The 12,293-nt window shown below is 65.5% G+C and carries 9 protein-coding genes; 2 read left to right on the plus strand and 7 right to left on the minus strand.

The window, feature by feature from the left end; translation table 11 throughout:
• Window positions 1-21: 21 nt before the first annotated feature.
• The 3 genes from KOE53_RS02080 to KOE53_RS02090 are packed head-to-tail and all read right to left on the minus strand — an operon-like array spanning window position 22 to window position 4,219.
• Window positions 22-1,218 (minus strand): cysteine desulfurase family protein, encoded by a 1,197-nt coding sequence (locus KOE53_RS02080; protein WP_188057183.1) that lies wholly within the window; start codon window positions 1,216-1,218, stop codon window positions 22-24.
• Window positions 1,219-1,223: 5 nt separating this feature from the next.
• Window positions 1,224-2,189: a tetratricopeptide repeat protein gene (locus KOE53_RS02085; RefSeq protein WP_188046152.1), complete on the minus strand. Its 966-nt coding sequence runs from the start codon at window positions 2,187-2,189 to the stop codon at window positions 1,224-1,226.
• A gap of 2 nt (window positions 2,190-2,191) precedes the next feature.
• Window positions 2,192-4,219: a DUF8094 domain-containing protein gene (locus KOE53_RS02090; protein ID WP_188057184.1), complete on the minus strand. Its 2,028-nt coding sequence runs from the start codon at window positions 4,217-4,219 to the stop codon at window positions 2,192-2,194.
• 226 nt (window positions 4,220-4,445) lie between these two features.
• On the opposite strand from KOE53_RS02090, the gene KOE53_RS02095 reads away from it, so the two are divergent.
• On the plus strand, window positions 4,446-7,349 hold the full coding sequence (locus tag KOE53_RS02095; protein WP_188057185.1) for a hypothetical protein: 2,904 nt from the start codon (window positions 4,446-4,448) through the stop codon (window positions 7,347-7,349).
• Here KOE53_RS02095 and KOE53_RS13755 read toward each other — a convergent pair.
• The 4 genes from KOE53_RS13755 to KOE53_RS02115 all read right to left on the minus strand — a co-directional run bounded on the left by KOE53_RS13755 (window position 7,346) and on the right by KOE53_RS02115 (window position 11,305).
• On the minus strand, window positions 7,346-8,326 hold the full coding sequence (locus KOE53_RS13755) for a GGDEF domain-containing protein (protein WP_188057186.1): 981 nt from the start codon (window positions 8,324-8,326) through the stop codon (window positions 7,346-7,348). The genes KOE53_RS02095 and KOE53_RS13755 overlap by 4 nt on opposite strands.
• The gene (locus KOE53_RS02105) at window positions 8,323-9,000 is read right to left on the minus strand and encodes a GGDEF domain-containing protein (protein WP_188057187.1); all 678 of its coding nucleotides are present in this window, start codon (window positions 8,998-9,000) and stop codon (window positions 8,323-8,325) included. The genes KOE53_RS13755 and KOE53_RS02105 overlap by 4 nt, the downstream gene beginning before the upstream one ends.
• A 284-nt stretch (window positions 9,001-9,284) precedes the next feature.
• Window positions 9,285-10,313 (minus strand): GGDEF domain-containing protein, encoded by a 1,029-nt coding sequence (locus KOE53_RS13760; RefSeq protein WP_188057188.1) that lies wholly within the window; start codon window positions 10,311-10,313, stop codon window positions 9,285-9,287.
• A gap of 263 nt (window positions 10,314-10,576) precedes the next feature.
• Window positions 10,577-11,305: an alpha/beta hydrolase gene (locus tag KOE53_RS02115; RefSeq protein ID WP_188057189.1), complete on the minus strand. Its 729-nt coding sequence runs from the start codon at window positions 11,303-11,305 to the stop codon at window positions 10,577-10,579.
• A gap of 122 nt (window positions 11,306-11,427) precedes the next feature.
• Here KOE53_RS02115 and KOE53_RS02120 point away from each other — a divergent pair, with 122 nt between their 5' ends.
• Window positions 11,428-12,288: a ribonuclease H family protein gene (locus KOE53_RS02120; RefSeq protein ID WP_188057190.1), complete on the plus strand. Its 861-nt coding sequence runs from the start codon at window positions 11,428-11,430 to the stop codon at window positions 12,286-12,288.
• Window positions 12,289-12,293 lie beyond the last annotated feature (5 nt).

Raw genomic sequence — 12,293 nt, forward strand, 5'->3', positions numbered from 1 at the left:
GGTGGTTCCTGGGACGGGCGGCTAGCTCAGCCCCGCCCTCCGGGCCTTCTCCACGGCCCCTGGCAGCGCATCCAGGAAGCGGTCGACCGCCGACTCGGCGTCTGATCCGCCGAGCGTCATCCTGAGCGCGCCGAGCGCCTCGCTCTCGGGAACCCCCATCGCGAGGAGCACATGAGAGGTCTCGGCGACTCCCGCCTGGCAGGCGGACCCGGTGGAGACCGAGACCCCCGCCTGATCCAACAGGAACAAGAGTGAGTCGCCCTGGCAGCCGGGAAAAGTGAAATGGGCGTTGCCGGGAAGGCGCGCGCTGACACCCGCGCCCGGGGCAGTCCCGTGCAGCTTCGCGTCGGGTACCAGCACGCGAACACCTGAGATGAGGCGGTCGCGCGCCCGCGCAAGGGCGGAGGGATCCGCGACGGTCGCCGCGGCCAGATCGAGTGCGGCGGCAAACGCCACCGCTCCGGCCGCGTCCTGCGTGCCTGATCTGCCCCGCTGTTGCGTGCCACCGTGGAGGAGCGCTTCGATCTTCGTTCGCCGAGCGATCAACAGGGCGCCAACGCCGACCGGGCCGCCGATCTTGTGCGCGGAGACGCTCAGCGTGCTCGCGCCCAGCTCGTGAAAGTCGATGGGCACCTGACCGAGGGCAGCGACCGCGTCGACATGACATGGAATCGACTCGCCCTCAGCGACCGCGCATAGTGCCGCGACTGGCTGCACCGACCCAACTTCGTTGTTGGCCAGGAGGAACGTCACGAGCGCGACCCGTTCAGCACCGACCTCGGCGATCGCGGCTGCCAAAGTCTCGGGGCGCAACACCCCTTCCATGTCGACGTCCAGCCAAACCAGCTCGGCTCCCTGGTGGTCCCGCAGCCACTCACAGGCCTCGAGTGTCGCGTGATGCTCCGTACGGGCCAGCAGAATCACCGGCCGAGGTCCGTCTGACTGCCGTGCCCAGAACAGGCCCTTCACCGCCAGGTTGATCGATTCGGTACCCCCGGAGGTCAGTGAGACCTCAACACGCTCGGCACCGAGCGTCGCGGCGATCCGTTCGCGGGCAGCCTCGAGCAGCTCAAGAGATGACTGACCATCCGCATGGGACGAGGCGGGGTTTCCCACCAGCTCGAGCGCGTGCAGGTACTGCGTGCGCACCTCATCCGGCATCGGCGAGGTGGCCGCGTGGTCGAGGTACGCCCGTGCGGGCCGCGCGGATCCTGCCATCTGGACTAGTAGAGCAGGCTCGCGAGTCGACGGCGAGCCGCGACGACCCGCGCGTCAGTGACGCCCACGACCTCGAACAGTTCGACGAGGCGTTCCCGCAGGCGCGCCTGGTCCTCGTCGGAAGCGGTCGGGTAGCACTCGAGCAGCCGCAGGAATCCGTCCTCGACGTGCCCTCCGGAGACGTCGAGATCCGCCACGCTCATCTGAGCGTCGACATCCGTGGGGGCGTCCGATGCCGCCTCGCGGATCGAGTTGGCGTCAACACCATCGAGGCGCAACAACAGCCGAACCTGCACGAGGGCGGCGCGCGCCTCCTCGTCCCGGGGAGCCCGGGCGATGACGGCCTCGTATGCCGCCGCTGCGCCGGCATAGTCGCCGCGCTCGATCGCATCGACCGCCTCACGGTGAGCCGGCGGAACCACCGGCTCGGCAGGCGCCGGCTCCCCCACAAAGCCCTCGGCGAGATCGGGGGCGTTCACGCGACCCGTCAGGCCCTGCTGCTGACCGAGCTCCACAATTCGCCCGAAGAGCTCGCGCAGCTGATCCTCCGGCACAACCCCCTGGAACAATGGCACCGGCTGGCCGTTGATCAGCGCGACCACGGTCGGCAACGATTGGACCTGGAACGCCTGAGCGAGCCCAGGGTTCGCGTCGACGTCAACCATCGCGAGCACCACGCGCCCCGCGGTCTCGCGGGTAATCTTCGCGAGAATCGGACCGAGCTTCGCGCTGGCGTCGCTCTGCACGGAGTAGAGGTTGATGACGACGGGCACCACCTGTGACAGCTGGGAAACCGGCTCAAAGGTGAGGTCCGTGGCATCGAACACCGCCGCGGGAACATCGATCACTGACGTGCTCGAAGCTGCGCCCGCGGGGCTTGACGCCCCCGCATGCCCGGCCTGAGCCTTTGCAACGAGGTGGCTGAGGTCGACCGCGCCGCCGGGAATACGCTCGGGCATTTGCTGCTGCATGGTTAGGAACCCGCTCCAATCATTGCGCTGGTGGCTCCCAGCACGCGGATCAGCTCGCCGCTGTCCGCACTCGGTACGAAGAACAACATCTGGTGAGTCCAGTGCTGCACAATACGATCTCGCGAATCGGTGATGCCGGAGAGCGCGGTCACGCTCGGGGTCGGCTTGACCTTCGACTGCGGGTCCGACGAGCTCGAGATCAGGTCGTCGTTGATCACGACCGAGACCAGGGCACCGCCCTCACCGGTTGACAGCGTCACGGGAACGCTCGCCGCCTCGCTCACCTGCACGCTGTGCTGGACCTTTTGGCCAGCGGCGTCTGCCTCGGCCTGCGCCGCCACGGCCCAGGCCGCGCCGAGCTTTTCGAGCAGCACGTCGTCGGTGAGGTCGAAGTCCTCGGTGAAGGCCGAAGCCTCGCCGTTTTGCAGGATGTCCGCGTACGCCTCTCCGACCTTGTCAGGTGTGAGGCGCAGCGTCTTGATGTCCGGGTCGAGCAGCGCCGTGCCCTCCGAGGCCGGAGCAGCCGGAGGCATCGTAATGCCGCCGCGTACCTCAGAGACGTGCGTGACGAGGAAGTTCTCGTGGGGGTCGGTCTGCGTGAGCACTAGCGCCAAGGACGGCGTCGTGGGCGCGGCTTCGTCCGCCGACTGACTCGGGCTCGTGCTTTCGTCAGTTTCCGCCTCGGCGGAAGACTCGACGACGACGAATAGGGTTCGGGGCCACCCCTCGGTGCTCTGTACGAGTTCGTAGTCGAGACGCTTGCTCGTGATCCGAGGAGGGGTCTGATAATCGGGCACGACCGAGCGAATCGTGTAGTTCGCGACGCGCTGCTCGAGCGCGTCCCCGGCGAAGCGCGTCTTCAGGATCTCGGGATCCATTGCGTCGTCCGCCGCGTTCGCGATATCGGCGACGTCCGAGATAATGCGATCGATCTGCGCATCGACGACCGGAACTGGTGCGACGGTCGCCTCGTCCGAACCAGTCGACGTCGCTGCGGGCGTCGTCGCTTCGGGGGCCGGACTGAAGTCGGGCCAGGAGTCGGCGGAGCAGCCCGTCAACCCGAGGGTCGCGGTCAGGCCAAGAGCCGCGAACCAGCGCGCCGGGCGGTGCGAGCGCATCTGAGTTGGCTTCGACGACGCTGCATCATCAGCAGCGCCATCGGCCGTGTCGGCCGTGTCGGCCGTGTCGGCCGTGTCGGCCGTCGAAGATGACGGCTCTGCCGCCGACGGATCGGCATGCTCGGGAGTCGCGGCCGCAGCCGCGGGGGTCGCCGGCGCGGCGGATTTGGTGCCGGACCGGCCCAACAGATCGCGCACGCCACGAAGCGGCCCGCCCCGCCCGCGACGCGGGCCAAGCCCCCGCCGATCGTGGTCAACGGCGAGGAGGTAGAGGACTGCACCGGCAAGGCCAAAGACAAGGCCAGCGACGAGGAACGGACCCGCAAGGGGCGCACGCTGAGATTGCATCCAGCTGACTGAGATGTTTCCGGGAAGCGGCTCGGTACCGTCAGTCGCGATGATCACGCCCTGGTTCGGCTGCAACGCGACGGGCAACGATACGGAGGTCTTGTCGGAGCGCTCTTCGATCCACAAATCGCTTCCGCGGGGGTCAATCGGCTCAAGCGCCGACTCGTCAGCCGCGGCATCACTGGCGGCGGGATCGTCGGCTGCGGCAGCATCGCCGTAGGCCGCTTCATCTACCGGCGCCACGCCAGAAACTTGCTCAGCGACGAGCTCCGTGCCTGCTTCATCGAGCGAGAGTACTGCATGATCGAACGGCAAAAGCCAGGCCTCGATGTCGTTCATCGAGCCCACCGCCACGAACGGATTCTTCCCACTCATCTCGACGACTGGCCGTCCGACGACGTCATCCAGCGTGTCCGCGGAAATTACCGCGTAGCTAGCCTTGCCGGTGTCTGCCGCGTCCTTCACAATCGCGTCTGGGCCGGCGAGGAAGGTCTGTTGACCGACGCCAAGCACCAGCAGCACCCCAGCCAAAACCAGGGTGATGATCGCATAGACGTAGCGCACACGTACTCCTTCACTGCGTTCGATTCAACGCCCGAACCACTCAGTAGGCACGGACCGCGAACGGTGTATCTCGTCAACGGTACCGGAAGAGCTGGAATACTCCCGGGGAATCGCAGTGAAACTCACCTCAACACACACCCCTGGCCTATTCTTAGAACGACGCCGAGTTTCCCCTCTCGCGGACCTCGTCGAGCCCAACACCCCGCATTCGCCGCACGGAGGCCCCTTGTCCGATCAGCACGCCCCCTTCACCTCTGTCTTCCGCGGCTACAACCGTGTCGAAGTCGATGACCGAATGGCAGCGCTGACCGAGCACGTCGCGACGCTGCAGTCTCACCTCGATTCGTTGCAGTCCGCCTACCAGCAGTCGACATCGAACAGCGACGAGCAGCGCGTGCTGATCGCCGACCTGCAGGCGCAGGTCGCGGAACTTGGGGCAACCGGTTACTCGGGCCTCGGCCTCCGCGTCGAGAAGAGCCTGCAGGTCGCTGAGGCGCACTCGCAACGCCTGATTGCGCAGGCCGACATTGACGCCGAGAAGTTGCGCAAAGCAACTGAGCTCGAGACCAAGCGACTGCTCACGCAGGCCCAGATACAGGCAGACACGCTCGTTACCTCCGCAACCGAGCAGGCCGAGGCGCTGCTGACCGGGGCAAAGAACGACGTTGCCGAGATGACCGCCCGGGCGAATGAAGAGAAGGAACGCCTGCGCGCAGAGTCTGAGCAGGCGGCGAACCTGCTCCGCACCACGCTGCAAAGTGATGTCGCGGCAAGCGTCGAGCGGACGGATCGCGAATCGCGTTCGGCCATTGCCGAGGCACGCGCTCAGGCGGCAATGATCTTGACTGAAGCGCAGCAGGCTGCTGACGAGCTTCGTGCCGAGACCGAGCGACGGGCCGAGGCTCACGCCCGGGAGTCCGCCGAAACGGAACGCGAGGCTGCCCTCGAACGCGCACGCTTCGCGCAGTCAAGCGAGCAGGCGCGCGCCGAGTTCACCGCACAGCGCGAGAAGCTTGCACAGGAACTTGAGGCGAACTTCGCGGAGCGCGAGCGCACCCTCACCGAAACCTTTGATGCGCGCTCACGTGCACTCGAGACGGAAATCACAACGCTTCGCGGTCGCATCGAGCAGGAACGCTCCGAGCACAATGCAGCGATCGCCCGCGAACAAGAGTCACATGCGCAGCGCGTGGCTCAGGAACGCGAGGCTCACGAGCAGCGCATTTCACAGGAGCGCTCGGAGCACGAAGCGGCACTCGCGCGTGGAGTACAGGCGCAGGTTGAAGAGGCCGCCACGCTCGCTGCCCAGGCAGAACGAGAGCGCGCGCGCCTGGCGGAGCTGAATGCCGAACAGATCGCGACGCTTCGCGCGGAACACGATGTCACGCTCGCTAGCGAGAACGAGACGCATGTGGCGCGACTCACGAAGGAGCGCGGCGCCCACGAGAACCGCATCGCGAACGAGCTCGAGGCTCACCAGAATCGCCTTTTCACGGAGGCGGCGGCGCAGTCTGAACGCCTCCTTGCCGAGCGCGAGGCGCACTTGAGCCAGATCGCCGATGAGCGCGAGACACACGACGCACGAATCACCGCCGAACTCGAGGCGCACCAGGCACAGATCTCCGCGGAGCGCGAAGCCCACGACGCGCGCCTCTCCAATGAGCTTGACGAGCACCAGACGACGATCGCTGCCGAGCGCGAAGCGCACGACGCGCGCCTCGCCACCGAGCAGTCGGATCACGAGACCCGCATCGGTGCTGAGATCGCCGCGCACGAGGCGTTGATCCTGCAGGAGCGCGAGACGCAGTCAGTGGAGCTGGGCGAGGAACTCACGAACCACCAGCGCACGCTGGTCCGCGAGCGCGCCGACCATGAGGAATCCCTCGCGGCAGAGCGAGAATCGCTCGCGCGGGAGATCGCTGCGGGCCGGGCACAACACGAGACACTGATTGCCGAAGAACTCGCCGAGCACGACGAGACACTGAGCGCCGAAATCGCCGAACACGAAGCGACCATTGCACACGAGCGCGCGCAGCACGAAGCGGCGCTCGTTGCCGAGCGAGCTGCGCTGCAGTCTGCGCTTGCTGCGGAGCGCGAGGCCCACGACACTGCGCTGTCCGCGGAGCGAGCCGCGCATGACGCGCAGCTCAGCGACGAGACTCAGGTGCACACTGAGCGTCTGGATACGGCGCGTCGCTTGCACGACCAGGAGATCACAGACGAGATCGAGGCGCACCGGGCGCGGGTTGCCACGGACCGCCAGGAAGCCGCTGCGATCCTCGGCTTCGAGCGCGAAGCGTTGGCGCTCGAGATCGAGGTCGGTCGCAACCGCCTCGCGACGGATGTGGCGCGCGAGCGCGACGAGCACGAACGCAGCCTCGCGGCGGCTGCCGAACAGCACGCCGCCGAGTTGGCCGCGCAGGCGCAGGCGCAGACCGAGCGCATCGCGCTCGAGGTAGCCGAGAAGCGCCGAGAAGTCACCGAGGAGACGGATGTGCTTCGCGCACAGACCGTCGGAGAGCTTGCCCAGTTCCGTCGCGACGAGGAGACCGCGCTCGCGACGCTGCGCACGCTCGCCGAGGACTATGCACGCGAGCTGCGCGAGAGCATCGACGCCGCGAAGCGGGAGTTCACGCTCGAGGACACGCGCCTCAGGGAGCAGCTGGAAACTGACCTCCGCCTGCGCCACGCCGAGGCCAGCACCGCGGCCCAGCAGGAACTTGAGGACGCGCGCACGCAGCTCGTGTCGCTCACCGAGCAGGGTCAGCAGCAGCGCATCGAACTCGAACGAATCGTCGCCGAGTCAGGCCAGGCAGCTCGCAAGATTCGGGAGGATGCCGAGACGTCTGCCGCCGCGATCATTCGCGAGGCTGAGCAGCGGGCACACCTCACGTTCACGAGCGCCGAGAACCGGGCAGGTGAGGTGCTCGCCGCGGCGGAGGACCGCATGGCTCAGCTGAAGGTGGAGCGCGGCGCAGTCGCGCGCTACTTCGAGAGCCTGGGAGAAGTACTCACGAACGCGACGAAGCTGTCCTCGACCGCAGCGAACGCGACCGATGTCGCGGTCATCCAGACGAACACCGTCGACCGCGACGCGACCAACAATGAGGATCAGTCAGTTACGGGCTAGTCGCTCCGCTTGCGCCGGTAGATTTGCTCGTCAGCGCGGGCCATGAGCTGGGCCAAGTCTTCACCCGCGGTCGCTTGCGCGCATCCCCATGTCCAGGGGTGCACTGCGTCCTCGCGCAGCCGTCGCAGGAGGCTCTCAGCTTGCTCGAGCTCAGTCGCGGGGAGAATGAAGACAAATTCGTCTCCCCCACTGCGGCCAATGATGTCGTGGCTGCGGACCGCCCCACGCCACTGCGCGACCGTGTCGCGCAGTGCGGCGTCGCCCGCCGCGTGGCCACGTGTGTCGTTGAGTCGCTTGAAATTATCAAAGTCGACGACGGCGACGGTGAGCGCCTCGCCCGTCCGAGCGGCACGACGGAGCTCGTTGTTCCCGCGGTCAACGATCCCAAATCGGTTCAGGGCGCCCGTCAGCGGGTCGGTGGTGGCACGCCGACTCGTCTCTCGCTGCAGGAATACGCCTGTTTCGTAACAGAACAGCGAGATGAGGACCGCATACAGCACGGTCGAAGCCGAACTGAGGTGCAGGCCTGACCACCATACGGCGAATCCGATGAGTGCGAACCCGCCGAGCAGCATGCTCCGTGACAGGACCGGGCGATAGAACCAGCCAATGTACAGCGCGAACAGCGGGAGCTCCATGAGTGCATTGATGGCCGGAAGCTCACCCCCTGCCACGGCAACGAAATACGCAATCCCGAGGATGAGGATCGTGGCGAACACCAGGCCCGCCCAGCGCGGGTAGGCGACACCCATCACAATGGGGACCATCGCCGCCGCGACGCTGATGCCCGCCAATACCACGAGCGTCCAGAACACGTCTCCGACATGATCCATGAACGTAAAATCAACGACGAACGTACCGGCGACGGTAAGTCCGCCAAATGCGCTCACCCGTGAGTACGCAAACTGTCGCGTCTCGCTCTCGCGAATGGGGGCGGCTTGGCGAACCTGAGACAGCGGTTCATCCGCGCGGGTCACGCCTGCCTCGATGCTCGCGAACTCAGAAGCTGCTCGTCTGCACGTTCGAGGAGAGATTCGAGGGACTCTCCCGCCGTCCACTGTGCGATCCCCCACGACCACGCGAAGTCGGACCCTGCGCGCAGTCGCTCCACAATGCTCTGTGCATACTCGATATCTGCGCCGGGAAGCAGCAACGCAAATTCATCGCCGCCCAGTCGAACGATGAGGTCGTACGGTCGAATCCCTTGCCGCCAAGAGGAAGTTGCCTGGCGAAGCACGATGTCGCCTGCAAGGTGTCCGCGTGAATCGTTGAGCTTCTTGAACGCGTCGAAATCGATCACCACGACTGAGACTGCCGCCCCGGATCGCCCTGCGCGCCGCAGTTCAGTCCCGCCGTCCCGCCAGAAACCGAATCTGTTGAGCGCCCCCGTGAGGGGGTCATGGCTCGCCTGGTGATCAGTCTGCCGGTGCAGGTACACCCCGGCCTCGAAGAGAAACCCCGTGATTAGCGCAATGTATATGAGAGTGGTGAGCGTCAACGCCGGCCAGTCAACGACGTAGCTCCGCGCGCCCAGCACGAGGATCAGGACTCCCACCGCCGCAAGCATGACTGGCCGGGCAAGTTTGCTCGGGAAGAACCAGCCGCACGTGATCGCGATGACAGGGAGCAGCAGCACTGCATTCAACACCATTTGCGAAGACTGCGCCCAGCCAGCAATAAGCGTGATTCCGAACAGCGCAAAGCACGTGCCCAGCACCCCCAAGCTGCGAGGGTAGCGTCCGCCCATCACCAAGGGCACGATGACAAACACAGCCGAGACTAGGGCCACCCCTGCCGCGAAGAGCTGATCGCTTGTATCCGGAGGCGCCCATGCGAAATGCAGGCCTGCGGTGAGCAAGAACAACAGGGCGTTCGCCGAGCACACCACTGAGTACGAAGTTTGTCTGGCTCGAAAGGCAGCGAACATCTCTGCAATCATTGGTGGACCTTCGCCTTGCGTTCGTACAACTCAGCATCGGCCCGAGACAGCACACATTCGAGCGTGTCGTCGGGGCCAACCTCGCTGAGGCCCCAGGACCACGAGTGTGTTGATGCCCGACGCAGAAGCTCGAGGAGGGCCCGCGAGTCACGAAGCGAGCGTTGGGGCAGGAGCATGACGAACTCGTCACCTCCGAGGCGGCCGAGGGCATCGCTGTCGAAGAGCCTCATTGACCAGGCACGCACCGATGAGCGCAAGAGTTCATCGCCTGCGGCGTGCCCTTGTTCATCGTTGACACGCTTGAAATGATCGAAGTCGATCACCGCAAGGGTCAGCTTGGCGCCCATACGGCGGCTCCGATCCTGTTCGAGGGCGAACCGCTCGCTAAACCCCCGCCGATTCAACACCCCCGTGAGGTGGTCGTGCACGGCGTGCCGTTCAAGCTCGCGTTGCAGATACGACCCTGCCTCGAAGCAGAACGCCATGATGGCAACCGAGGCGACACCGATCGGGAGTGAGAAGTGCCCTGATTCACCAAAGCTCGAGCTCAGCAAGATCGCGATGAACACGCAGATGGAGAACACAATGATGATGCTGCGTGCAAGCCAGCCCCGGTAGAACCAGCCCAGATAGAGAGCGACGATCGGCAGCTCCTGCATACTGCTGACCACGCGCTGGTCGATATCTGAGAAGCCAATGAAATACAGCGCCGAGATCGCAAGCACACTGACAGGTATGAGGCCCGCCCACGGCGGGTAGCGGCGGCCCATCACGAGTGGAATAACGGTGCAGGCAGCGCTTGCGACGAGGAGCAACACGTCGAGCTCGATTGGGTTCCCGGTGTTGTTGCTAAAGATCAGGTCAACGATCAACGTCAAGAACAACAGGAAGCCCGCGGCGGCACTCACGAAGGAGTACGGCGTATGTCGGCGGTCTATGCGACGCAGCATCCGGGAGACCCCGGGCAGGTGAGCTCGTCCGGTGGCGCGTCCGACCTGGGCAAGCCCAGTGAACTCTGTCGCCACGGGAGGCAACTCTGCGGAGGCAGTGAGGCCACCTGCTTCTCGACCCCGAGAAATGCTCACCACTCCCCCCTCCATCTGGGCGCCAAATAGGACTGCGAAACCGAGCCGAACATCGCTGTCGACTGGCCTACAAGCACCTCCCCCGGGCACCCATGCTGTTCCCGGAAGTCTATTGCCTCAAGCGCGCCAACGATAGGAAAAGGCTCACAGATAACGCATTGCATGGACAATGCAGTCAAATACGATGGGGATACCGCTCGCCCCTACGGCTGCAGCACTCTCGACTCATCGATTTCATCGGCCATGGGAAGCGCCGCTGGTGCAACAGTGGAGAGAATCTCACTCAACACTCGCCGAACTTGCGTCTCCCCTACCCATAGATGCTTCCCGCCCTCGACATTGATGAGTCGCGCGCGGGGAACCTCTTGGAAACGCACCGCGGCCTCGTCGGGGCGGAGGTAGTCGTCGAGTTCCGGAATGAGCGCGACCAGCGCAGGTGACGCATCACGCCACGCCGCGAGTTCCTCTGCAGTCGTCCGGTGCAGCGGAGGCGAGAGCAGGATCGCACCCTCGATCGGGTGCTCAAGTCCGTACTTCAGCGCCAGCTCGGTGCCGAACGACCAGCCGACGAGCCAAGGGTTCGGCAGGCCACGCTCGGCAACGAATGCCATCGCAGCAGCCACATCCGCCCGCTCGGCGATCCCCTCGCCAAACTCGCCCTCACTGACGCCACGAGGCGACCGCGTACCCCGCGTGTTAAATCGCAGGACCGCGAGGTCGGCGAGCTCCGGCAGTCTGCGTGACGCTTTGAGGAACACGTGCGAGTCCATATAGCCGCCTGCGGTGGGAAGCGGATGCAGGAGCACGAGGGTCGCTCGCGGCGGACGCCCCTCGGGCAACGCAAGTTCTCCGACCAGCGTGAGGCCGTCGGACGTGTGGAGCTCGATTTCTTCCCGAGTGGCGCGCAACACCGTCGAACTCTTGATCCTCATGGCTAAACCTCACATCATTCTCGCGAAAGCGCAGGCAAATTGCGCGCGATCTCCAGCCTATCCGGCAGCCGAGGAGGAGCTCCTGCCCGGCGCCCTGGTTCGCCTCTGGCAGGATGGAACCTATGACGATTACCGCCGCAGCAGATGGATCCGCACTCGGAAACCCCGGGCCAGCAGGCTGGGCATGGGTGATCGATGACGCACAGTGGCGGGCGGGCGGTTGGCCGCGGGCGACGAACAACCAGGGCGAGCTCATGGCGGTGCTCGACCTCTTGCGGGCGACCGCCCATGTGGCGTCCACCCCGCTCCACGTGCTGTGCGATAGCCAGTACGTGATCAACTCGGTGACCAAGTGGATGCCGGGCTGGAAGCGGAAGGGGTGGCGGAAAGCCGACGGCAAGCCCGTGCTCAACCTCGAGCTCCTCAAGGAGCTCGACGAGGAGTTGCGCGGCCGCAACGTCACCTTCGAATGGGTGAAAGGACACGCAGGACACCCGCTGAATGAGGCCGCAGACTCGCGCGCTCGCGCCGCGGCAACTGCCTTCCAGAGCCGCACCGCCCCCGACGAGGGGCCCGGCTTCGCCGGATCCACGCCAACGTTTGCTTCTGCGACCCAGGCGGCGGCCCTTGTGGCGCCAGCGTTACCCGCGCAACTCTCACTCTTCGACGGCTTGGACGAGTCCGCCGAGGCAGAGCCCGATCCATCGCTGGTTGAACTGCTGCTTGGCCTCGAGCGGGCTCAGCTCCGTTTCGAGGCGAAGGCGCTCCGCCATGACGACTTTGCGACCCTCGGCGCCCCGCAGACAGCGCCAGTGGAACTGTCGGAGTCACTCGAACCGGTTTCAGCCCAAGAGCTCGCCCCAGGCCTCGCTCAACTGATCTCGCGCGCCAGCACGTCGCAAGGCGTTGACCTGGTGAGCTCACTCTGGGTTCGATCGGGCGGCGATTGGCGCGTGCGCTTTCGCCAGTTCAGTCGCGGCTAGTCGCA

It is taken from the genome of Leucobacter sp. CX87, from assembly GCF_018682295.1.
GTDB lineage: Bacteria > Actinomycetota > Actinomycetes > Actinomycetales > Microbacteriaceae > Cx-87.